Annotated in this window: 17 protein-coding genes and 1 pseudogene; 10 read left to right on the top strand and 8 right to left on the bottom strand. The window is 63.8% G+C overall.

Going from position 1 to position 21,963, the window contains the following annotated elements; all coding sequences use genetic code 11:
- Positions 1 to 33: 33 nt before the first annotated feature.
- The 4 genes from BLS48_RS08200 to murA all read right to left on the bottom strand — a co-directional run bounded on the left by BLS48_RS08200 (position 34) and on the right by murA (position 4,931).
- Positions 34 to 1,548, bottom strand: a complete 1,515-nt coding sequence (locus tag BLS48_RS08200) for an ABC transporter substrate-binding protein (protein ID WP_091576624.1) — start codon at positions 1,546 to 1,548, stop codon at positions 34 to 36.
- Between the two features lie 138 nt (positions 1,549 to 1,686).
- The gene (gene murQ, locus BLS48_RS08195) at positions 1,687 to 2,613 is read right to left on the bottom strand and encodes an N-acetylmuramic acid 6-phosphate etherase (RefSeq protein ID WP_091576622.1); all 927 of its coding nucleotides are present in this window, start codon (positions 2,611 to 2,613) and stop codon (positions 1,687 to 1,689) included.
- A gap of 180 nt (positions 2,614 to 2,793) precedes the next feature.
- Positions 2,794 to 3,678: a glucosamine kinase nucleotide-binding domain-containing protein gene (locus tag BLS48_RS08190; RefSeq protein ID WP_091576621.1), complete on the bottom strand. Its 885-nt coding sequence runs from the start codon at positions 3,676 to 3,678 to the stop codon at positions 2,794 to 2,796.
- Positions 3,675 to 4,931, bottom strand: a complete 1,257-nt coding sequence (gene murA / locus BLS48_RS08185) for a UDP-N-acetylglucosamine 1-carboxyvinyltransferase (RefSeq protein WP_091576619.1) — start codon at positions 4,929 to 4,931, stop codon at positions 3,675 to 3,677. The genes BLS48_RS08190 and murA overlap by 4 nt, the downstream gene beginning before the upstream one ends.
- Positions 4,932 to 5,125: 194 nt before the next feature.
- On the opposite strand from murA, the gene BLS48_RS08180 reads away from it, so the two are divergent.
- Together BLS48_RS08180 and BLS48_RS08175 are read left to right on the top strand one after the other, a co-directional pair.
- Positions 5,126 to 5,986, top strand: coding sequence for a MurR/RpiR family transcriptional regulator (locus tag BLS48_RS08180; RefSeq protein ID WP_091576618.1), 861 nt, complete (start codon positions 5,126 to 5,128; stop codon positions 5,984 to 5,986).
- A 224-nt stretch (positions 5,987 to 6,210) separates the two neighbouring features.
- On the top strand, positions 6,211 to 6,900 hold the full coding sequence (locus tag BLS48_RS08175; RefSeq protein WP_091576616.1) for an SDR family NAD(P)-dependent oxidoreductase: 690 nt from the start codon (positions 6,211 to 6,213) through the stop codon (positions 6,898 to 6,900).
- Between the two features lie 133 nt (positions 6,901 to 7,033).
- On the opposite strand, the gene BLS48_RS08170 is transcribed toward BLS48_RS08175, so the two are convergent.
- The 4 genes and pseudogenes from BLS48_RS08170 to BLS48_RS08155 form a co-directional block, all read right to left on the bottom strand.
- Complete coding sequence (locus BLS48_RS08170; RefSeq protein WP_091576615.1) at positions 7,034 to 8,389, bottom strand: glutamine synthetase family protein; 1,356 nt, start codon at positions 8,387 to 8,389, stop codon at positions 7,034 to 7,036.
- Positions 8,390 to 8,607: 218 nt separating this feature from the next.
- A complete protein-coding gene (locus BLS48_RS08165) occupies positions 8,608 to 9,306 on the bottom strand; it encodes a GntR family transcriptional regulator (RefSeq protein ID WP_091576613.1) in 699 nt (232 codons plus the stop codon).
- A pseudogene (locus BLS48_RS36765) lies at positions 9,279 to 9,590 on the bottom strand (hypothetical protein); the annotation flags it as partial. The gene BLS48_RS08165 and the pseudogene BLS48_RS36765, both read right to left, overlap by 28 nt.
- The gene (locus BLS48_RS08155; protein WP_091576612.1) at positions 9,572 to 11,638 is read right to left on the bottom strand and encodes a N,N-dimethylformamidase beta subunit family domain-containing protein; all 2,067 of its coding nucleotides are present in this window, start codon (positions 11,636 to 11,638) and stop codon (positions 9,572 to 9,574) included. The pseudogene BLS48_RS36765 and the gene BLS48_RS08155, both read right to left, overlap by 19 nt.
- A gap of 541 nt (positions 11,639 to 12,179) precedes the next feature.
- On the opposite strand from BLS48_RS08155, the gene ftsZ reads away from it, so the two are divergent.
- The 8 genes from ftsZ to BLS48_RS08115 all read left to right on the top strand — a co-directional run bounded on the left by ftsZ (position 12,180) and on the right by BLS48_RS08115 (position 21,959).
- A complete protein-coding gene (gene ftsZ / locus BLS48_RS08150) occupies positions 12,180 to 13,217 on the top strand; it encodes a cell division protein FtsZ (protein ID WP_091576610.1) in 1,038 nt (345 codons plus the stop codon).
- Positions 13,218 to 13,714: 497 nt separating this feature from the next.
- The gene (locus BLS48_RS08145) at positions 13,715 to 14,689 is read left to right on the top strand and encodes a sugar-binding transcriptional regulator (protein WP_091576608.1); all 975 of its coding nucleotides are present in this window, start codon (positions 13,715 to 13,717) and stop codon (positions 14,687 to 14,689) included.
- Positions 14,690 to 14,734: 45 nt separating this feature from the next.
- Entirely contained in the window at positions 14,735 to 16,180 is a 1,446-nt protein-coding gene (locus BLS48_RS08140) for an ABC transporter substrate-binding protein (RefSeq protein WP_091576606.1), read from the top strand.
- 193 nt (positions 16,181 to 16,373) lie between these two features.
- Complete coding sequence (locus BLS48_RS08135; protein ID WP_091576905.1) at positions 16,374 to 17,297, top strand: carbohydrate ABC transporter permease; 924 nt, start codon at positions 16,374 to 16,376, stop codon at positions 17,295 to 17,297.
- 9 nt (positions 17,298 to 17,306) lie between these two features.
- Positions 17,307 to 18,164 carry a carbohydrate ABC transporter permease gene (locus BLS48_RS08130; protein ID WP_091576604.1) on the top strand — a complete coding sequence of 286 codons (858 nt, stop codon included), beginning with the start codon at positions 17,307 to 17,309 and terminating at the stop codon, positions 18,162 to 18,164.
- Positions 18,165 to 18,166: 2 nt separating this feature from the next.
- On the top strand, positions 18,167 to 19,285 hold the full coding sequence (locus BLS48_RS08125; RefSeq protein WP_091576603.1) for an ABC transporter ATP-binding protein: 1,119 nt from the start codon (positions 18,167 to 18,169) through the stop codon (positions 19,283 to 19,285).
- Positions 19,282 to 20,406 (top strand): ABC transporter ATP-binding protein, encoded by a 1,125-nt coding sequence (locus BLS48_RS08120; protein ID WP_091576601.1) that lies wholly within the window; start codon positions 19,282 to 19,284, stop codon positions 20,404 to 20,406. Before BLS48_RS08125 ends, BLS48_RS08120 begins: the two co-directional genes overlap by 4 nt.
- Complete coding sequence (locus BLS48_RS08115; protein WP_091576599.1) at positions 20,406 to 21,959, top strand: FGGY-family carbohydrate kinase; 1,554 nt, start codon at positions 20,406 to 20,408, stop codon at positions 21,957 to 21,959. The genes BLS48_RS08120 and BLS48_RS08115 overlap by 1 nt, the downstream gene beginning before the upstream one ends.
- Positions 21,960 to 21,963 lie beyond the last annotated feature (4 nt).

The raw sequence follows: 21,963 nt of genomic DNA, 5'->3' as shown, positions 1-21,963 counted from the left end.
CGAAGAAGTCCTCTCGTCCAATGCCAGCGGCGGCTACTGCTGAATGGTAACCTTGCTCAGGCTGAACAGCGTGCCGGTCGGCGTCGGTACGAACCCCGCAATGTTCTTCTGCTGGGCCGTGTAGCTGTACGAGGTGTAGAGCCAGATCCACGGCGACACCTCGGCGAGGTGTTTCTCGAACTCGGCGAAGATCACCTTGCGTTTCGCCGGGTCGGTCTCGGCGCGGCCTTTCTGCATCAGGCTGTCGAGCGTGTCGTCGATGTAGTTCGCCACCTTCTGCAGATTGCCGGCCTTGGTCCAATAGCGATTGTACATGGTGTAGGGGTCGGCCCGGCCGCCATTCAAGGCGATCGCCATGTCGAAATCGCCCTTCAGCCAGGCGTCGACATAGACGTTGAGCTCCATCATCTTGATGTCCAGCTTGACGCCGATTTCAGCGAGCTGCGACTGGATGACCTGGGCTTCCGCCGCCGCCGTCGGCGGCTCGCCGGTGGCGCCGATCACGGTCGCCGAAAAGCCGTCGGCAAAGCCGGCCTCGGCCATCAGCTTCTTGGCTTTTTCGACGTCGCGCTTGTAGCAGAACAGCTGGCTCGGATCGGTCGCCATAGCCGGAATGGTCAGCGGTCCGGTGACCTTGCCTTCGCCGAGCGAAGCGGTGTCCAGCACCTCTTGCCGGTCGATGGCGCAAGAGATCGCCTGGCGCACCTTGAGCTCGGTCATCGGCTTGCGCGACGGATTGAGCTGCAGCACGTGATAGGACAAGACCGGCTCGCGGTTCAACTGCAGGCTGGGTTCCTTCGGCACCAGCGTGGCGACGAGCGGGTCGTTGAGCAGCGCGAAATCGATCTGCTTGGTACGCATGGCGGCCAGGATCGCCGCTTCGTCCGGCAGCACGCTGATCTCGATGCCGTCGACGCCCGTCGCGCCGCCAGCCCAATCCTTGTTGGCGCTCAGGACTTCCTTGGCGTTGGGGTCCCATTTGTCGAGCTTGAACGGACCCGAGCCGACCGCCTTGGTGCCGATCGAGCCGGCCTTGATTTCGCTTGCCGGAACGATGGCCGCGTTGACGTCGCTCATCGCCGTCAGGATCGGCACGTCGGGCTGCGACAGATGAAACACGACGGTCGCCGCATCCGGCGTGTCGATGCTGGCGATCGACAGGAAGTTGGCGCGGGCGGCCGCGCCCGTCTTCTCGTCGAGAATGCGCTCGAACGATGCCTTGACGTCGGCCGAGGTCACAGCGGTGCCGTCCTGGAATTTCGCCTTGGGATCGAGCTTGAAGGTCAGCGCCTTGCCGTCCTTGGAAAACTCCCAGGATGTGGCGATGGCGGGGATGATCTGCAGGCTGGCGTCGACCCGCACCAGCGGCTCATAGATCAGTTCCAGCAGCCGCAGCGACGAAAAGGCGGTCTGCTTGTGCGGGTCAAGTCCTGTGGCGTCCTGCGACCAGGCCATGTGCAGCGTTGCCGCCTGCGTCGAAACCGTCGCGATGCCGAGCATCGCCGCCAGCGTGATGCCTGACAGCAGCTTTCTTGTGAGGTGGATCATTTTCGTCTCCCATTGTGATTGAACTTGATGCCTTGCAGTTTCTGCCGACCGCTTCCATGCTTTGGAGTATCGGCCCAGTCTATGCGGCTTGACGCCGTCTTGTCTCAAGCGGCACATGCCGTCTTGTCTCAAGCGGCCTCATGCCGCCGTAACGTCGCTGATTGCCTTTCGCAGGAAGCCTCCGGCCTTGCCAAGAGCTACGCGCGCCTCCTCGACGCCCATGCCGGTGATCGTCACCAGGATCGCCAGTTTCACGTCATTGCCGGTCTGGGCGAGCACCTGTTTTGCCTGTTGCGCCGCGCAGCCGGTCGTCTGCATGACGATCCGGATCGCCCGGGCCACCAGCTTCTTGTTCGACGGGTTGAGATCCACCATCAGGTTCTGGTAGCTCTTGCCGATGCGGATCATGCTGGCGGTGGTCAGCATGTTGAGCACCAGCTTCTGCGCCGTTCCCGACTTCAGCCGGGTCGAGCCGGTGAGCACTTCCGGGCCGACAACCGGCGAGATGGCTATGTCGGCGATACCGGCAATGGTCGACGCCGGATTGCAGGACAGGGCGACCGTCGTTGCGCCCACCTGCCTGGCATAGTTCAATCCGCCGATGACGTAAGGCGTGCGCCCGCTGACCGCGATGCCGACCACGACGTCGTCGGCGGTGAGCCCGATCTCCTGCAATGCCTTGGCGCCCATTTTCGGATCATCCTCGGCGCCTTCCGTCGACCGCACCAGCGCGTCGGGACCACCGGCGATAAGGCCGACGACCATGTCTTCCGGCACGCCGAAGGTGGGCGGGCATTCCGAAGCGTCGAGCACCCCAAGCCGGCCGCTGGTGCCGGCGCCCATATAGACAAGCCGCGCACCTTTCTGGAAGGCAAGCACGATCCGGTCCACCGCGGCAGCGATGTCGGGTAGAACCTTTTCGACAGCCGCCGGGACGGCCCTGTCCTCGTCATTGATCTTGCGCAGGACGTCAATGGTCGGCAGCAAGTCGATGTCCATCGTCCTTGGGTTTCGGCCCTCGGAAACCAGCCGGTCCAGCTCAGACATCAACCCGTGCTCGGTCATCGCTTGCTTTCAAAAATCATGCGGCCCAGGCGGTGGCGAGCATGGCTCGTACCGGCACCGCTGCGCACGGACCGTGGGTCCATGGTTGCCGCCCTGTTTTCTTTTGTTAACTTCTTAGAATTGAATATTCGTATCGTCAACAGGAATATGGAATATATTATTCCTTCCTGGGGCAAGGCGCTATCGCCCGCCGAGGGATCTCTTGGCAAGGATGATCGCTCCCGACACGGCATCGCCGTCAGCGGGCTTCAGCCGGCGCCGGACATCGGGGGAAAGCCAGGGCTCGATCGGGCTGGACAGTCCGCCCAGCAGGGTCACGCGCGGCGCGCCCTTTTCGAACAGCACCCGCACCAGCGTATCGATCTGCTCGGCCGCGCTTTGCACGATGCGCCGTCCGACCGGATCGCCCTGGTCGGCATGGCGCATTACCATCGGCGCCAGGGCCGCGTAGTCGGTGGCACTGGCTCGATCCATCCAGGCGACGGCTTCCATCGGGTCGCTTTCGAAGCGCTGCATCACCTCTGCCAGCAGCGCGGTCGGCTCGTGCCGACCGTCATGGGCGCGCAACGCCAGTTGCACGGCCTTCAGTCCAAGATCGGCGCCGCTGCCCTCGTCGGAGATCGGAAAGCCGTAGCCGCCGACGCGCAGATCGCGCCCCTCGACGAAGCCGAGGCCGATCGAGCCGGTACCGGCAATGACGATGGCGCCGTCCAGACCGGAATGCGCGCCAAGGCAGGCGCCGACGCCGTCGCTGACGAAATCGATGCTGGCAAACGGGTGCGCGATCGCCCGCAACGCTTCCAGCGCGCCCTTGCGGCCGATGCCGGCAAGACCGATGCCGGCGCGGATTCTGGCGCTCTGCGCCGGTCCAAAGCCTGCCTCCTCGATCGCCGTGCCGAAAGCTTTCGCAATGGAGGCCCAGGCAGCGTCGATGCCGAGCCGGGTCGTTGCCGGACCCGACAGGCCCTGTCCCAGTATGGTTCCGTTCGCATCCTCGATGCGGGCCCGGCAACCGGTGCCGCCGCCGTCGACGCCGAGAAAATAGTGGTCCGCGCTGCTGCTCATGCGCTCAGCCGCTCGATGTCGGCGCCGCACAGGCGGAGCTTGCGGTCCAGTTGTTCATAGCCGCGGTCGAGATGATAGACGCGGTTGATGATGGTCTCGCCTTCGGACACCAGCGCCGCCAGCACCAGAGATACCGAAGCGCGCAGATCGGTGGCCATCACCTGCGCGCCGTGCAGTTTCTCGCCGCCACGCACCAGCGCCATGGTGCCCTGCAGCTTGATGTTGGCGCCGAGCCGCATCAGTTCGGGAACATGCATGAAGCGGTTCTCGAAGATGGTTTCACGCAACAGCGATGCACCCTCGGCACAGCACATCAGCGCCATGAACTGCGCCTGGAGGTCGGTCGGAAAACCCGGGTAGGGTTCCGTCGTGACGTCGACGGCCCTGAGCGGCCGGTCGCGCGACACGATGAGCCCGCGGTCGCCGGGCCAGACGCTGACGCCGGTGGCCTCGAGAAGCTGCACCACCGATGCCATGTGCTCGAGCCGGGCATGGGTCAGTTCCAGCTGGCCACCGGTGATCGCCGCGGCGATGGCATAGGTGCCGGCCTCGATCCGGTCCGGAATGATGTCATGCCTGGCCGCATGCCAGCTCGTCCTGCCGGCAATCAGGATGCGGTGCGTGCCAGCGCCCTCGATGTGCGCGCCCATGGCGTTGAGGCAAGCGGCGAGGTCCGCCACTTCAGGCTCGCGCGCCGCGTTCAGGATTTCGGTTTCGCCCTTTGCCGCGGACGCCGCCATCATCGCGGTTTCCGTTGCCCCGACCGATGGCGAGCTCAAAACGATACGTGTGCCGGTCAGTCCGTTCGGCGCCGAGGCGACGATCGAGCCATTCTCGATCGCGATCCTGGCGCCCAATGCCGCGAGCGCCGCCACATGCATGTCGACCGGCCGCGCGCCGATCGCGCAGCCGCCCGGCAGCGAGACCCGCGCCTGACCGAAACGGGCGAGCAGCGGCGCCAGAACGAGCACCGTCGCTCGCATCTTTCTGACCGTGTCGTAGGACGTTTCCTTGGAAACGGCGGCACTGGTGTCGATCGTCGCGGCATGAGCCGACCGTGTCACCTCCGCGCCATGAAGCCGCATCACGCCGAGCATGTTCTCGACGTCGGTCACATCAGGCAGGTTGGTCAGTTCGAGCGGGTAGGGGCTGAGCAGCGCCGCCGCTATCTGCGGCAGCGCGGCGTTCTTGGCGCCGGATATCGTCACCGCGCCTTCCAGCCTTTGTCCGCCGACGATCCGCAATCTGTCCATGGGCTGAAACCTTGGTGATGAGCGCCGGGCCGGCGTCTCGCTCCGGAGATAATGCTCCGAATTCCGGTTCCTAGCCCGGTCTAGGTCGAGAATTAATTCTGCGTTCTTGGCTGTCAATCGAAATTGGAATAATTCATTCCTTGACCCGGCAGGTCGTCTGGGGCTTGCGGGCCTGAAAAACGCGAGGGATTCCCGTGTCTGTTCTGAACAGGATCAATGCGAAGCTCGATGGCATGGCGCCCGGCGATCGCGAGATCGGCCAGTATATCGTCGACAATCCCGACCAGATGCTGCGGCTATCGACGGCTGCTCTCGCGGCCGAGATCGGGCGCAGCCAGTCGAGTGTCGTCAAGTTCAGCCAGAAGCTCGGCTATGCCAGCTATCAGGAACTCAAGCTCGCGGTCAGCGAAGCCAAGGCGCAGGAATGGCAGGTGCCGGCCGGCGTCATCCACGGCTCGATCGAGGTCGGCGACAACTATCAGGTCATCCTGAAGAAGCTGATCGGCAGCAAGCTTCTGTCGATGCAGCAGACGGTGGCCGCCAACAGCGAGCGCATCATCTCCAGGACGCTGGAGCTGCTGGATGGCGCGCGCCGCATCCATCTGGTCGGTGTCGGCGCCTCCTCGCTGGTGGCCCGCGATTTCTCCTACAAGCTGATGAAGCTCGGCCGCAACGTGCTGCATGACAGCGACAGCCACATCCAGATGGCCAATGTCTCGACGCTCGGGCCCGGCGACGTGCTGTTCGCACTCTCCTATTCCGGCGCCAGCATCGAAACCTTGCGCATCGCCGAGCTTGCCCGCAAGCGCGGCACGACGGTGATCGCCGTCACCGGCCTGCATGACAATCCGCTGAGCCGCGTCGCCGACATCCGCCTTTACACCGTCGCCGACGAGGAGCGCGCGCGCTCTTCCTCCATCACCGCGCGCGACGCGCAGCTGACGCTGACCGATTTGCTGTTCATCCTGCTTGTGCAGAAGCAGCCCGACGCCAACGAGTATGTCCACAACAGCGAGGCGGCGGTCTCGGTGCTGAAGGCGGATCGCGCCTCGTAGGATGGTTGGGCAACGGGGGCCAACTCCACCCGCGGCGATCCTTCCCACCGCTTCTGTCCTGCCGAGGTCGCAGGTCGGCTGGTCGTCCGCGAGCTAGCACGTGCAGCTTTTGGCATCCGCATCCGCCAGGCGCCAAAAATTCCAGCAAGGCTCTTCTTGCCTCTCGTCGCTGAAGGCGCGACGCTGCGAAACGCAGCGCGTTCATTCGCAAGGAGGAAGATATCATGGCATCCAACGTTGCAGTGATAGCAGGCGCGGGGCAGGGCCTTAGCGCCTCGCTGGCACGCCTTCTCGCCAAGGATGGTTTTCGTGTGGTCCTGGCCGCCCGCAATGTCCAAAAACTCGCCTCCCTGGTCGACGAAACCGGCGCGCTGGCCGTCGAGACGGACGTCGCCGATCCGGCCTCCGTCGCAAATCTGTTCGAGACCGCCGACAAGGCCGGTCCGCTGGCGCTTGCGGTGTTCAACGCCAGCGGGCGCACGCGAGGCCCGATCGCCGAGCTCGATCCCGATGCGGTCAGGCAGGCGCTGCTGGTAGGCGCTTATGGCGGCTTCCTGGTCGGCCAGCAGGCGGCGCGGCGACTTCTGGCGCGTGGCTCGGGATCGATCCTGTTCACCGGTGCCACCGCCAGCCTCAAGGGATTTTCCGGCTCCGCCGGCTTTGCCATGCCTAAATTCGGCCTGCGCGGACTGGCGCAATCCATGGCCCGCGAACTGGGTCCCCAAAACATCCATGTCGCCCACTTCATCATCGACGGCCAGATCGAGCCGCCCGGACAGGCATCCGAGCCCGACCGGCCGGACCGCCGCCTGTCGCCGGACGCGATCGCCGAGGCCTATCTCGCGGCCCATCGTCAGCACCGGAGCGCTTGGAGCTTCGAAGTCGAGCTCAGGCCATGGGTCGAGGCGTTCTGACAATCCAGCTGCTTGCATGACCGATCGATGCGCGCCCGCTCGGTCGCATTGGCCCAGCCGTATGGATAGATGCCTACCTCGTCGATATCGGCAGCGGTGCCCTATAGGGCAGGAAGCTGCCGGTCAGTCGGGGCTAGACGCTTTCGAGATAGGTTTCGATCTCGAAATCGCTGACATTGAGCGCGAACGTATTCAGCTCCTGGCGTTTGCAGGCGATGAAAGAGTCGCGCAGGATCGCTGGAAAGATCTCCGCCACATGGGTCCCGCTTTCAAAGGCGGCGATCGCGGACGCCCAGTCCGGCGGCAGCTTGGCCGGCGCAAGCCCTTGGCCATCGCTGCCGGCCGGATCGCCCGGTGACATCTGTCTTTCAATGCCGATCAGCGCGGCGCCCAATATGGCCGCAAGCACGAGATAGGGATTGGCGTCCGCTCCCGACACGCGATGCTCGATGCGGCGTGCGCCAGTCGGGCCGCCGGGAATGCGGATCGCGACCATGCGGTTCTCGTAGCCCCAGGCTACGGCAGTCGGCGCGTAGGACCTCGGACGAAGCCTGCGGTATGAATTGAAATGCGGTGCGAACACCAGCGTGCTCTCGGCCATCGCCGCAAGCAGGCCCCCGACCGCATGGCGCATGATCTCCGAGCCCTGATCGGTGCCGTCGTCGAACACATTGCGCCCTTCGCCGTCGACAAGGCTGAAATGGACGTGAAAGCCATTGCCGGCGCGGTCGCCATAGGGCTTGGCCATGAAACAGGCGGCGAAGCCGTGCTTGCGGGCGATGCCCTTGACCGTGCGCTTGAACAGGACGGCATCGTCGGCCGCCCGCAGGGCGTCCGCGACGTGGTTCAAATTGATCTCGAACTGGCCGACGCCATTTTCGGCAATGGCGGTATCGACTGGAATGCCTTGCGTTCGGCAGGCCTCGTAGACATCGTAGATGAAGGCCTCGAAGTCGTCGATCTCATCGATCGACAACGCCGCATCGGAATCGAGACGGCGCCCGGTCACCGGTGAGACGGGGCCGACCGGCCGCTGCGATTGCGGGTCGACCAGATAGAATTCAAGTTCGGTTGCCGCGACCGGGGTCAATCCCAACGCCTTGTAGCGGTCGAGGATGCGGGCCAGCGCCCGCCTTGGATCGCCGAGATAGGGCGCGCCGGTTTCGTCCGCGAGCCAGAGCGGGACAAGCGCCGTCGGATGCGCCGTCCAGGCCACCGGGAGAATGCCGCGTCCGGTCCATTGGCAAAGTCCGTCGGCATCGCCGGTCGAGAAGACCAGCGTGTTGCCTTCGATATCCTCGCCCCAGATGTCGAGGCCGATAAGCGAATAGGGCATGCGCAGCTTGCCTTCCAGCGCCTTGCGTGCCTGCTCGACCGGGATGCGCTTGCCGCGCATGACACCGTTGAGGTCGCACACCGCCGCCCTCAGGCTCTGGATATCGCTTCTGCTTTCAAGCCAGTTCAGAACGTCCGCAATTGCATCGCTCAATTTCCAACCTCTGGTTTTTGGTGCCGCGGCCTGATCGGCCGCACGTCCCTGGTAAAAATAGCTTGTGAGTTTTTTGAAAACGAACCCTGGCTGCTACCAGAGGGTTTTCTTTATTTTTTCAATTCACTAGCCGGGATGTCGGGAGGCATTTCCAAAACCAATTGTGCGATCTGCGATCGCAACATAGAGGCAAGAGAATGGAAAGCCAAGTGGCATTTCTAGGTTCTTGTTCCCGGAAATCTGGCCTGCTGCAGGATATGTGTGGCGCCTTCGTCGATGTCGCGCACGATGGCTGCGCGGGCTCGTTCCCCGTCCTGGGCCTCGATCGCCGCGACGGCTTCCTCGTGATAGTCGATGTCGAGGATGGAGGCGAGGTCGTCCTCGAACCCCATGGCGAGGTTCCGCAGAAACGGGCCGACCTGCATCCATACGGTCTCGATCAGGAAGATCATCTGCTCGTTGCCGCAATGGCGATAGATCGAGAATTTGAAGTCGTAGTTCTTCCTGAGATAGTCGTCGATATTGCCCTTGCGGGCTGCCAGGGTCAGTTCGGTGCCGTGGCGTCGGATCGTCCGCAGATTGTTGCCGTTGATGAGTTTAGTCGCAAGCTCGGTTGCCGAGCCTTCGAGGATCGTGCGCACGGCGGTCAACTGCGAAAACCGTTCGGCCGAGATCACCGGCACCTCGACGCTGCCGTTCGGCATCGGGCTGAGCGCGCGCAATGCCTGAAGCCGCATGAAGGCGCTGCGCACCGGCATGTCGCTGGTGCCGAGTTCCTTGGCGAGCTTGCGTGAGGTCAGCTTCTGGCCAGGTACGAACTGGCCGGACATCAGCGCCCGCACGAGTTCCAGATAGACTTTCTCATGCAAGGGAACAGTGTCGACGGCGGTCAACCCGAATTGTGTTCTATCGGCCATTGGCGGGTCGCTAATCTACGCAGCTGACGACATTCGCCGCTAGTAATTGTTTTGCTGGCTGGACGCCGCGTGTGGGCCATTGTCAGCGACTTGTGGGTCGGCATGATAGACGCATCGATCGCAGTGTCGCAAGGCACCGGAATGCACTCCTTGATGCGCCCCGGGTTGAGGCCCATGACAAGGATGCGATCGGACAAGTAGACGGCCTCCTCGACATCGTGGGTGACGAAGATCACGGTCAGGCGATGCTCCTGCCAGATATGCATCAAGAGTTCCTGCATCTGGTCGGCCGGCTCCTTGCCGCCGCCAGGTGCGTCAGCAAATTCATCGTGATCCGGCCGACGTCGTTCATGGCACTGCCTGTCGGCAATGCGCCGCACCAGGCGACCGAGCTCGCGCAGAAGATCAAACCTCCTGACGGAAGATGGCGCAGCGTCATCTCCGCGCAACGGCGCGCGGCGCACTCGCTGGCGCCGCCTTCGTACCAGCGCGTCGCGTCATGGACGAAACTGTCCGGGAAGCCGGTTGCACGCGCAATGACTATAGTATCGGGGGACGTGCCGAGATGTGGATCGGTGGCATCGACCTCATAACCGGCCGCGCCGCCGAGCACGATGCCCTCGCTGCCGAAGGTCTCGTCGAAGACGCCGTCGAACAGCCATGCGGCCGAAGGTTCACGGCTTTGCGGTGTGCGTGTGAAGGGGCGCGCCCCGTCGAAGCCCATCAGCGAGATGGCGACGCCGGTCAGCGAGAATTCGCCGCGCCCGCTGGCGCGAAGATGGCCGCCCGGCTGGTTGGTGATCGACAGCGATTGTTCGGCGATCGGCCCATCCCAGGTGCGCGCCGCTTCGAGCGGCGAACGGCGCAATTCCATGAGATCGTCCTGGAACGCGACCTTGCCGGCAAAACCATTGCCGCCGAGATAGGCGATGCTGCCGCCTGTTGCCGCGAACTGGCGCAGGGCATGTTCCATTTCGGTCGACATGTATTCCGGGTGGCTGCCGGTGACGACAGCCCGATAGCCCTGCAGGCCGGCGAGACCCCGCTCATGCAGGTCGCGGTCGGTGATGAGATCGAAGGCGATGCCGTTGCTATGGCAGAAGCGCAGCAAGTGCAGGTCGACCGGCAGATTGTGCGGGCAGCCACACAGCGGGTAATTGTAGTCGTCGCGCAGCGTCGCCTTCGGCTTCCGGTAGGAGCAGATCGACACGCCGCTGAGGTCGCTGTGGTAGTCGTAGAGCGACTTCAGATTGTTATCGATCGCAAAGCGATGGCCTCGATCCTCGCACATCCATTCGTACAGATGCGCGGGCAGGAATTCATCCGCGTAAGCGAGATAGGTTGCTGTCGGCACCAGGAACAACAGCGGTGAGCGGCGGACGGACGAGGTGATGAAGAAGACGATGCGCTCCGCACCGCCGTCATGGCCAACCTCGAAGGCGTAGACGCCGGCAGTCGCCCCGGCGGGGACATGCAATTGGTACGAGGCTGGCCACTGCAACGATCCGATGTCGTCGTCGTGGCAATGCACGGCGTCGTAGTGCGACGGCACCAGCCTTGGATCGAAACTCGATCCGTCCCAGCGGCGTGAGGTCATGCAGAACGCCGGCTGGTTGACCGCTTCCAGCAAGAGGACGCCATCTCCGCCTGTCGAGGCGATCGGGCCGCTCGGCAGCAGGGTGGGGAACCTCCAGGCAATGCGTCCGCTTGTGGTTTGCAAGGCGATTGCCGAGAATTTGCCGTTGAGCGACCTGACGTCGTTCGCCGCGCTCGCGCCGAAGAACACGTCGTCTGACGGAGGCTGCCAGGGCAGATTGAATTGACGATGCAGGTGAAACGGCGCCAACAGGTCGTCCGAGCTGATCCGAAGGGCTGTCCCACCGTCATCGGATGAAATCTCGACCGCCAGCCAGGTGTTTGCCGGCACGGTCCCGCCGGTCTGAAGCGCTTCGCCATGATGGATGAAAGTCAGCTTTCCGTCCTGCAGCTGAAGCCGCAATGCACCGCTCTCAAACAGCACCCGGATGCCGTCATTGCGGGTCAGGTACACTTCAAAGGCGACGCCGCGGATCTCCGCGCACTTGGCAAGCTCCGACGCCGCCATTTTCAGGAACGATCCCTGGTCGAAGTCGCGGTGGGACGCGGCATCCCCGGTCGGTTCAATGGGCCAATCCATGAATTCAGCCGAGGGCGTGTCGAGCCGTACGATCCGCACATCGCGCACTTGCCGCGACGACGAGACATGAAGGGCGACAGGCGTTCCGGCCGCTGCGTGCCAGGGAACCGTGTAACCTGAAACGGCCATGGCACCGTGATCGACGGGATGTCTCATTTCGGCAAAAGTCCGTGCCGCGATTCCGGTCTGTGCAATCCGTTGGATGGCGAATTCGACAATTCTCTCGTACCCCCATTTTGATTTACACTACGGGCATCGTTTCCTGGGGGTATACCCCATCGCGGCATGATTGGTGGCAAAGTCTGTTTTTTGAGGATCTCGCGCCGAGGAATGCCTGCGCTCGCATGAGCCGGCGATCGTGTCGTTGCTGCATGCCCGTTGGTTCGCGCCCGAGTCCCCGCCCGCGGTCGCCGATGCCGATCCTGGAGCGGGCAACAAGTCGGATTCCGGGGACGCAGGGTCGTCCCGAAGCGGCGCCTGATCGCAGGATCGCCGGGGACGGACAGTCCCGCGGCACGAGGTCGATCTCGTCATCACAAATCTTGACTTTTGCCGCACTTGCACGCGCGGCCGCTCTCTGGCTTTTTGGGGCACCCATCCGAGCGGACTGATTCGCGTCGCACCGCTCGATTGCAATACCCCCCAAGGCAGTCTGCGGGTGGTCGTGAAGCGCGCAATTGGCAAAGGAGAAAGCGGCATGGCCGAGTTCAAGAAGCCCGAGATCTCCGAGATGAGACCCAAGATCACCGTGATCGGCGTTGGCGGCGGAGGTGGGAATGCCGTCAACAACATGATCGCGGAGCAGCTTCAGGGCACCGAGTTCATCGCCGCCAACACCGACGCCCAGGCGCTTGCGATGTCGAAGGCAACGAGGCTGATCCAGCTTGGTGCTCATGTCACCGAGGGGCTGGGTGCCGGATCGCTTCCCGAGATCGGCCGCGCCGCCGCCGAGGAATCGCTCGACGAGATCATGGACCATCTCCAGGGCACGCATATGTGTTTCGTCACCGCCGGCATGGGCGGCGGCACGGGAACCGGAGCCGCTCCGATCATCGCGCATGCGGCGCGCAAGGCCGGCATCCTGACCGTGGGTGTCGTCACCAAGCCGTTCGCGTTCGAGGGCAAGCGGCGCATGCAGATGGCCGAGGAAGGCATCGCGCGGCTTCGCGAAAGCGCCGACACCGTGATCGTCATCCCGAACCAGAACCTGTTCAGGATCGCCGATGCCAAGACCACCTTCGCCGACGCTTTCGTCATCGCCGACCGGGTGCTTTATTCCGGTGTCGGCTGCATTACCGACCTGATCGTCAAGGAAGGCCTGATCAATCTCGACTTCGCCGACGTGAAATCGGTGATGCGGGGCATGGGCCGCGCGATGATGGGCACGGGCGAGGCGTCCGGCGAAAGCCGGGCCATCAAGGCCGCGGAAGCGGCGATCGCCAATCCGCTTCTGGATGAGGCTTCGATGAAGGGCGCAAAGGGCGTTCTGGTCTCGATATCGGGCGGCCGCGACATGACCCTGTTCGAGGTCGATGAAGCCGCCACCCGCATACGCGAAGAGGTCTACGAGGATGCCGACATCATCGTCGGCGCCATCTTCGACAAGAATCTGGAAGGCAAGTTCAGGGTGTCGGTCGTGGCGACCGGGCTCGATCGTCCGTTTGAGGTGGGGGACGCCAACGCCGAGTTCACGGGCGACCGTTCAGGCCAGGCGCCGTCGCGGATACTGCAGTAGGGCGCATTCGATCCGACGCCGTCCGGCAAAGCTCTGCCTCCGGGCATTGCCCGTAGCGTCCCGGGCGAGGTGTGATTCCAGGGGGGGCGCCGCATCAATGGTGGCAAAACGCGGCCCGTCTTCGCAGCGGCGTCATCGCGATTTGCGTGCTGATTTGCGTGCTGAACAGCTTGGCCCCGGACCTTTGACAACGCAGTCAGCCTTATCGTGCAACGACCATGCGGCAATCGGATCTCCGCCCGAGCCGCAGCCTGGATCTGCATAGCTGCGCCTGTGCGCTTTCCTGCGCGAAGTATAAGCGCCTTCTCTCTTCTGGCTGCCCGCCGTCATTCCTGACTGGCGCTGCGCATACGGCCGGCTGCCCTTCGCTCCCCACCCACGACTGTCATTGAACAGCCCGGAGGCTGTTTCAAGCCTCTCGCATGGCTGGGCGCTTGACTCTGGGGGTGTCTTATGAAAAATTTTGCACAAGCTGATAAAAATATCAAAGGGCGGAAATGGTCGGATTCGGCAACGGGCTCTTGCGCGACGATGAAACCAGCATGGCGGCACGTGCCGCATGGCTTCATTACGCCGGCGGCCTGACCCAGTCCGAGGTTGCCAAGCGGCTGGGGCTGACCAGCCTCAAGGCGCATCGCCTCATCACCAAGGCCAACCAGGAAGGGCTGGTGAAGGTCTATATCGACGGCGAAGTGTCGGAATGCGTCGAGCTCGAGGACGAACTGTCCCGTCGCTACGGCCTCGACTATTGCGAGGTGGTTCCCGATTTCGATTCGGAAGATCTGCCGCTCAAGGCGCTCGGCATTGCCGGCGCGCAATTTCTCAAGCGCGAGATCGAACGCGGCGAGGAGGCGCTGATCGGTGTCGGCCATGGCCGCACGCTGGCCGCTTGCGTGGAATATCTGCCGCGCACCTCGACCGACAAGATCCGCTTCGTCTCGCTGCTCGGCGGCCTGACGCGGAAATTCTCGGCCAACCCGCATGACGTCATCCACCGCCTCGCCGAACGCACAAGCGCCGAAGCCTACGTCATGCCGGTGCCGATGTTCGCCAACACGGCGGAGGACCGGCTCGTGCTGCTCGGGCAGAAGGGCATCAGCGAGGTCTTCGACCTCGCGAGATCGGCCGACCTGCTGCTTGCCGGCATCGGCACCGCCGAACGCGAGGCGTCGCTCGTCGCCACCGGCATGATCGAAAAGGGCGAGATGGAGGAGATCCGCCGCAACGGCGGCGTCGGCGAATTGCTCGGCCATTTCTTCGACGATGCCGGCAATGCGGTGGCGACGACCGTTTCCAACCGGGCGCTGGCTCTGGCCAGGGAGGATATCAGCAATCGCCGGATTGTCGCCGTCGCCGGCGGCAAGGTGAAGGTTCGTGCCATCAAATCGGTGCTGGAGGGCCGCTATCTCAGGGGCCTGATAACCGACGAGCGGACGGCACGATCGCTCGTGGGAGAGACGCCGGTCGGGTAGCCGGCAACCGTTCAGTTGAAACTACCCTGTGGAGGAGAAGACGAAATGCATGAGAAAGAGAAAGACCTCATTGACGCCTTCCTGCGCGGACAAGTCGACCGTCGCGGGCTGATCAAGGGACTGGGTGCGGTGGGCCTTGCCGCCGGTACCGCCGGCACGCTGCTCAATCTGGGCCAGACCCGCGCGCTTGCCGCGGACTTCGACTGGAAGGCGCACAAGGGCAAGACCATCAAGCTCTTGCTCAACAAGCATCCTTACGCCGACGCGATGATCGCCGATCTCGAGAACTTCAAGCAGCTGACCGGCATGAACGTCGTCTATGACGTGTTCCCGGAAGACGTCTATTTCGACAAGGTCACCGCCGCGCTGTCGGCGAGCTCGCCCGAATATGATGCCTTCATGACTGGCGCCTACATGACCTGGACCTATGGTCCAGCCGGCTGGATCACCGACCTCAACGAATGGATCAAGGACCCGGCCAAGACCAACCCGAACTATGCCTGGGACGACTTCCTGCCCGGCGTCAAGAATTCCTGTGCCTGGAATGGCAAGCCGGGCGGCGCGCTGGGTTCGGACGACGCCAAGCAGTGGTGCATTCCGTGGGGCTTCGAACAGAACAACATCACCTACAACAAGGCCATGTTCGACAAGGCCGGCGTCACCATTCCGGGCAACATGGACGAGATGGTTGCCGCGGCGGCCAAGCTGACCAAGGATGTCGGCGGCGGCGTCTACGGCATCGGCGTGCGTGGCTCGCGCTCCTGGGCGACGATCCATCCCGGTTTTCTGTCGGCCTACGCCAATTTTGACCAGAAGGACCTCAATGTCTCGGCTGACGGCAAATTGTCGGCCGCGATGAACACCGCCCAGTCCAAGGCTTTCCACAAGCAGTGGGTTCAGATGATCCAGGAGAGCGGCCCCAAGGACTGGTCGACCTACACCTGGTATCAGGTCGGCACCGATCTCGGCGCCGGCGCCTCGGCGATGATCTTCGACGCCGATATCCTCGGCTACTTCATGAATGGCGGCGACAACAAGATGGCCGGCAAGCTCGCCTTTGCAAGCTTCAAGGCCAATCCGGCAGCCAAGGCGCCGACGCCCAACATCTGGATCTGGTCGCTGGCAATGTCCAACTTCTCGAAGGACAAGGACGCCACCTGGTACTTCATGCAATGGGCCTCCGGTCCGGAGCATGGGCTGTTCGGCGCCACCAAGATGGACTTCGTCAATCCGGTCCGCCAGTCGGTCTGGAAGGACGAGATGTTCCGCGACAAGCTGAACAAGAGCTATCCGGGCTATGTCGAGATGTTCGACGCCTCGGCGCCGGGCGCCAGCATCAAGTTCACGGCGCAGCCGCTGTTCTTCGATCTCACCACCGAATGGGCCGCGACGCTGCAGAAGATGGTGGCCAAGGAAGTGCCGGTCGACGAGGGTCTCGACAAGCTGGCCGAGAGCATCGACGGCCAGCTCAAGGAAGCTGGTCTCGGCTAGGCCAAGGCCCAGGGGCTGGCTTGCCGCGGCCGGCCAGTCCCGCCCCGACTTTCACGTCTGCGACGCGGCGCCTGGAGCATCGGACCCAAAAGTGGAATCCGATGCTCGAAAAAAGCGCCGCCAGTTCGCCCACCGGCCGCCTGGCTCCCTTGGGCGGCCGGCCGGGCGAAGCAACAGGATCATGGAGCAGCGGATGACTGCCGCAACAACACAAAGGGCCGGGCCGTCCGGCTTCAGGATCAGCAAGAGGGTATTGCCCTACGTGCTCAGCCTGCCGGCCTTGCTGGTCTGCATCGGCATCCTCATCCCGTTCCTGACCTCGGTCGTCTACTCGTTCCAGCGCTACCGGCTGAGCCAGCCCTGGGCACGGCAGTTCAACTGGGGTGACAACTACATCTCCTTCTTCACCGACCCGAAGTTCTGGAACACGCTCAAGGTCTCGCTGCTCTATGCGGGAACCACGGTCGTGCTGGAACTGCTTCTCGGTCTCGCCATCGCCATGCTGCTGCAGAAGCGCTCGACGCTGAACAATTTCATCTCGATCATGCTGTTGATGCCGCTGATGACGGCGCCGGCGCTGGCCGCGCTGATGTGGAAGCTGATGACCAATCCCGGCTTCGGTGTGTTGAGTTATCTCGCCAGCCTGATCGGACTGCAGGATTTCCGCTGGGCCTCGTCGCCGTCGACGGCGCTTTTCACCGTCGTGCTCGTCGACATCTGGGTCTACACGCCCTTCATCATGATCCTCCTGCTGGCCGGCCTGCGCAGCCTGCCGACGCAGCCTTTCGAGGCCGCGGCACTCGACGGCGTGCCGAGGAGCTTCGTGTTCTTCCGCATCACCTTGCCGATGCTGACGCCCTACATACTGACGGCGACGCTGTTCCGCCTGCTCGACTCCATCCAGCAGTTCGACATCATCTACGCGATGACCCAAGGCGGGCCTGGCGATACGCTGACCGTGTTCCAGGTCGAGGCCTATCTCAACTTCTTCCAGTCGACCAATGTCGGCCGCTCGGCGGCCCTGATGATCATCCTGTGGGCGATCACCTATTTCCTCTCCAACATCTTCATCAAGAACTGGCTGCGGCTGCGCGAACGCGCCCGCGGCCAGGCATAGGAGGCGGACATGGAACATACCTCCTTGCTCGAACGCATCCTGCGCGGCGTGGCACTGACGCTGGTCGTGGTCTTCTTCATGTTCCCGATCGCCTGGATCTTCATGATGTCGTTCCAGACCAACGAGACCATCCTGCGCATTCCGCCGCAGTTGATCTTCGAGCCGACGCTGGCCAACTACACCGCGCTGATTACCGGCAAGCTGGTGACGGCGGCCGGCACGCTCGACATTGCCTTCATGCGCAACCTGTGGAATTCGGTGTTCCTGTCGGTCACCTCAGTTGCCGTCTCCCTGCTGCTCGGCGTCCCGGCGGCCTACGCCTTCGCGCGGCACAAGTTCCGCGGTTCGGAGGACATCGCCTTCACGCTGTTGTCGTTCAAGTTCGCGCCGGCGCTGCTAGTGCTCCTGCCGCTCACCCTCTATTTCCAGAAGCTTGGATTGGCCAACACCTATATCGGGCTGATCTGGGTCTATCAGCTGATCTGCCTGCCGCTGATCCTGTGGATCGTGCGCGGCTATTTCGAGGACATTCCGGCCGACATCGAATATGCCTATCGCATCGGCGGCCATTCCTGGTTCGCCACCTTCCGCAAGATCGCGCTGCCGCTTGCCGGCCCGGGCATCGCCGCCGCCGGCCTGCTCGCCTTCATCTTTGCCTGGAACAATTTCGTCTTCGCGCTGGTGTTAGCCTCGGCCGACAAGCAGCCGGTGACGGTCGGTGCGCTCGCCTTCATCACCTCCTCGGGCATCCAGTATGGCCAGATTTCGGCGGCCATCGTGTTGTCGATCACGCCGACGCTGGCGCTCGCCCTTTATGCGCAGCGCTATCTCGTCGAAGGTCTGTCGCTCGGCGCGGTGAAAGGATAGCCATGGCCAGCCTCGAACTCAGAAACGTCGTCAAGCGCTACAAGAGCCAGACCGTTCTCGACAATCTGTCCCTGACCGTCGCCGACGGTGAGACCCTCGTCCTGTTCGGCCCCTCTGGTGCCGGCAAGACCGTGCTGCTGCGCCTTGTCGCCGGTGTCATCGATCCGGACGAAGGCAAGATACTCATCGGCGGTGACGACATGACCGATGTCGATGCGGAGTTCCGCGGCATCGGCATGGCTTTCCAGAATTTCGCTTTGTTTCCACATATGACCGCGTTCGACAACATCGCGACGCCGCTGGAGGCCAAGCGATCATCGCAAAGCGTGATCAAGGCCGGCGTCGAGAGCGTCGCCAAGCTGTTGAAGATCGCCCATGTGCTCAGCCACAAGCCGCGCGCGCTTTCCAACGGCCAGAAGCAGCGCACGGCACTTGCCCGCGCGCTGGTCGGCTCGCCGCCGCTTCTCCTGCTCGACGACCCCTTGCGCAATGTCGACGCCAAGCTGCGCTTCGAGATGCGGCTCGAACTGCCAAGGCTGCTCGCCGATCGCGGCGCCACCGTCGTCTACGTCACCCAGGACTACAAGGAAGCCATGGCGCTCGGCGACCGCATCGCGGTCATGTCGCAAGGCGTCATCAGGCAGCTCGGCACGCCCGAGCAGATCTACCGCGAGCCTGCCAATATCGAGATCGCACGGCTGTTCGGCGACCCCACCATCAACCTGCTCGACGTCAAGCCCGCGCGGGATACCAGGGGGATTTATGTCGGCCTGTCCAACGTCCAGGTCCATCTCGCCGGAGCCTACGAGACGGCGGTCGGCCGCGATTGTGTGATCGGCCTGCGGCCGGAAGCGTTGAGCTTCGTCGAGGAGGGTGCGCCCGGCGCCATTCCCGTGACCGTCGAGGCGGAGACGCCGCTCAACGAAAAGATCGTCACGCTGGTGCGCACCGTGCGCGGCCGTGAAGTCCTGGTCTCGCGGCCGGCCGGAACGCCGGGTCGCAGCGAGGGCAAGGCCCACATCTCCGTCGACGGCAAGAGCGCCTTGCTGTTCGACCACGCGAGCGGTGAGCGCATCGGTTCCAAGAACGTCGTCATTTTGCGCAACGGAGAAGCGGCATGAGCCCGAGCGCACTCACCATAACCAGTGTCGACAAGTTCTACGGCCCGATCGACAGGGGCGTTCACGCCGTCAAGAACCTGACGATCGAAATCGGCAAGGGCGAGATCGTGGCGCTGCTTGGCTCGTCCGGCTGCGGCAAGACCTCGACGCTGCGCATGATTGCCGGCTTCGAAGAGGTCTCGCGCGGCGCGATCTCGGTCGGCGGCCGCCAGGTTCACACCTTGCCGCCGGTCAGGCGCAACGTGGCGATGGCGTTCGAGGGCTATTCGCTCTATCCGCCGTTGACCGTGCGCGAGAACATGGCGTTCGCGCTCAAGGCGGCAAGGTTGCCGAAGAGCGAGGTCGACGCCAAGGTCGCCAGCATCGCCAAGCTGCTCGAGATCGAGGATATACTGGAGCGCTACCCCAGCTCCATCTCCGGCGGCCAGCAGCAGCGCGCCAGCCTCGGCCGGGCGCTGATCCGGGAGGCGGATCTGCATCTGCTGGACGAGCCGATGGGTCAGCTCGAACCGCAGCTGCGCGCCGTGCTGCGCGGCCGCATCAAGCACTTCATCAAGGAGCGCGGCCTGACCGCGATCCTGGTCACCCACGACCAGACCGAGGCCAATGCGCTTGCCGACCGCATCGCGGTGATGGAGGGCGGCGTGCTGCAGCAGTTCGACACATCAGACAGGATCAAGGAGCGCCCGGCGAACCTGTTCACCGGCACCTTTGTCGGCGAGCCGCCGATGAACGTCTTCGAGGCCTATGTCGGCGCGGCCGCCGGGCGCATCAATTTGCGGCTGCCGGATGGACTGTCGCTCGACTACGACAAGGACGCTTTCAGCGCTCCGGTTCGCAACGAGCTGCTCAGCCGCGAACGGGTCGTCATCGGCATCCGGCCCTACGCGGTGCGGCGCTCGAAGGAGGGTGTTCCGGCCAGGGTTTCGGCCAATCAGTGGCTCGGCGATCAGACCCACATAGCGGCGGACTTTGCCGGCGGCTCGCTGGTTCTGGTCGAACATGACCGCACCCGCCTGGACCTGGGTGCGCCCATCAATGTCAGCATCGATCCGAAGAACCTGCACGTCTTCGACCAGGCGAGCGGCAAGGCCATCTCGCACGGCATGGAGCTTGCGTGATGCGTGACATACTGATCGGCGTCGACGCCGGTACCTCCGTCATCAAGTCCATCGCCTTCGACACCGCTGGCCGGCAGATTGCCGCCGCCGCGCTGCCGAACCACTACGAGACACTGCCGGGCGGTGGCGCCGAACAGGATCTGGCGCGCACATGGAGCGATGCCGCCGCGACCTTGCGCCAGCTTGCCGACAAGGTGCCCGACCTCGCCAACCGAACCGTCGCGATCGCGGTCACCGGGCAAGGCGACGGCACCTGGCTGATTGACGGCAAGGGTGAACCGGTCGCCAAGGGCTGGCTCTGGCTCGACGCGCGCGCCGCCGCTGTGGTCGAGGAGATCCGCGCGCGGCCCGAGGATCGGCTCCGCTTCGAAAGGACAGGCACCGGGCTTGCCGCCTGCCAGCAGGGCTCGCAGTTTGTGTTCATGAAGCGCAACATGCCTGCAATGCTGGCCAAGGCCGCGACGGCCTTCCATTGCAAGGACTGGCTCTATTTCAAACTGACTGGCGAACGCGCAACCGATCCGTCGGAGGGAACCTTCACCTTCGGTGATTTTCACACCCGGGACTATTGCGACGACGTGCTCGATGTGCTCGGCGTCGCCGATCTCAGGCATCTGCTGCCGCCGATCGTCGACGGCACCAGGCACAGCACCGGCCTGTCGCAGGCAGCGGCCGACGCCACCGGGATGCTCGCCGGTACCCCGGTGGTGCTGGGCTATGTCGACGTCGTCTGCACCGCGCTCGGCGCCGGCCTGCTGGACCGCAAGCGCAAGCCCGGCTGCTCGATCATCGGCTCCACCGGCATGCATATGCGGCTGGCCGAAACCCCGGACGACGTGCAGCTCAACCAGGCGGCAACCGGCTACACGATGGCGATGCCGGCGCCTGGCGTGTTCGCGCAGATGCAGTCGAACATGGCGGCAACGCTCAACATCGACTGGGTGCTTGGACTGGCCTCCGGAATTCTCGCCTCGCAAGGCATCACCCGCAGCAATGGCGAGATGATCGCGCTGGTCGACACCTGGATTGCGGCCTCGCAGCCGGCTTCGCTGCTCTATCAGCCCTACGTGTCCGAGGCTGGCGAGCGCGGGCCGTTCGTCGATGCCAATGCCAGGGCGGGGTTCGTCGGCATTTCCTCGCGGCACGGCTATGCCGACCTCGTCCGCGCGGTCTTCGAGGGGCTGGCCTTCGCGGCGCGCGATTGCTACGCCGCCATGGGGCCGCTGCCGCGTGAAGTTCGCCTGACCGGCGGCGCCGCCCGAAGCCCGGCGCTGCGCAAGATCCTTGGTGCCGCGGTCGGCGCCGACATTCGCACGAGCGAGCGCGAGGAGGCCGGTGCCGCGGGAGCGGCGATGATCGCCGCGGTCTGCGTCGGCCAATACGCATCGATGGATGATTGCGTCGGTGGATGGGTGACGCCCCTGCTTGGCGAGGCGGAGCCAAGTGACCGGAGCCTCGCCGCGATCTACGACAAGATGACCCCATCCTACATGTTGGCGCACGAGGCGCTGCGGCCGGTCTGGCGCGCCATGGCTGCATCGAAAGCAAATTGAGAAG

It is taken from the genome of Mesorhizobium qingshengii, assembly GCF_900103325.1.
GTDB classification, from domain to species: domain Bacteria; phylum Pseudomonadota; class Alphaproteobacteria; order Rhizobiales; family Rhizobiaceae; genus Mesorhizobium; species Mesorhizobium qingshengii.
Note: the sequence above shows the minus strand (reverse complement) of the source record. Positions and strands in the feature narration are given on the sequence as shown.

What these genes read in the sequence shown, in the direction of transcription:
- BLS48_RS08200 (WP_091576624.1), bottom strand. Translation starts at nt 1,548, where the DNA reads ATGATCCACCTCACAAGAAAGCTGCTGTCAGGCATCACGCTGGCGGCG.
- murQ (WP_091576622.1), bottom strand. Translation starts at nt 2,613, where the DNA reads ATGACCGAGCACGGGTTGATGTCTGAGCTGGACCGGCTGGTTTCCGAG.
- BLS48_RS08190 (WP_091576621.1), bottom strand. Translation starts at nt 3,678, where the DNA reads ATGAGCAGCAGCGCGGACCACTATTTTCTCGGCGTCGACGGCGGCGGC.
- murA (WP_091576619.1), bottom strand. Translation starts at nt 4,931, where the DNA reads ATGGACAGATTGCGGATCGTCGGCGGACAAAGGCTGGAAGGCGCGGTG.
- BLS48_RS08175 (WP_091576616.1), top strand. Translation starts at nt 6,211, where the DNA reads ATGGCATCCAACGTTGCAGTGATAGCAGGCGCGGGGCAGGGCCTTAGC.
- BLS48_RS08165 (WP_091576613.1), bottom strand. Translation starts at nt 9,306, where the DNA reads ATGGCCGATAGAACACAATTCGGGTTGACCGCCGTCGACACTGTTCCC.
- BLS48_RS08155 (WP_091576612.1), bottom strand. Translation starts at nt 11,638, where the DNA reads ATGAGACATCCCGTCGATCACGGTGCCATGGCCGTTTCAGGTTACACG.
- ftsZ (WP_091576610.1), top strand. Translation starts at nt 12,180, where the DNA reads ATGGCCGAGTTCAAGAAGCCCGAGATCTCCGAGATGAGACCCAAGATC.
- BLS48_RS08145 (WP_091576608.1), top strand. Translation starts at nt 13,715, where the DNA reads ATGGTCGGATTCGGCAACGGGCTCTTGCGCGACGATGAAACCAGCATG.
- BLS48_RS08140 (WP_091576606.1), top strand. Translation starts at nt 14,735, where the DNA reads ATGCATGAGAAAGAGAAAGACCTCATTGACGCCTTCCTGCGCGGACAA.
- BLS48_RS08135 (WP_091576905.1), top strand. Translation starts at nt 16,374, where the DNA reads ATGACTGCCGCAACAACACAAAGGGCCGGGCCGTCCGGCTTCAGGATC.
- BLS48_RS08130 (WP_091576604.1), top strand. Translation starts at nt 17,307, where the DNA reads ATGGAACATACCTCCTTGCTCGAACGCATCCTGCGCGGCGTGGCACTG.
- BLS48_RS08125 (WP_091576603.1), top strand. Translation starts at nt 18,167, where the DNA reads ATGGCCAGCCTCGAACTCAGAAACGTCGTCAAGCGCTACAAGAGCCAG.
- BLS48_RS08120 (WP_091576601.1), top strand. Translation starts at nt 19,282, where the DNA reads ATGAGCCCGAGCGCACTCACCATAACCAGTGTCGACAAGTTCTACGGC.
- BLS48_RS08115 (WP_091576599.1), top strand. Translation starts at nt 20,406, where the DNA reads ATGCGTGACATACTGATCGGCGTCGACGCCGGTACCTCCGTCATCAAG.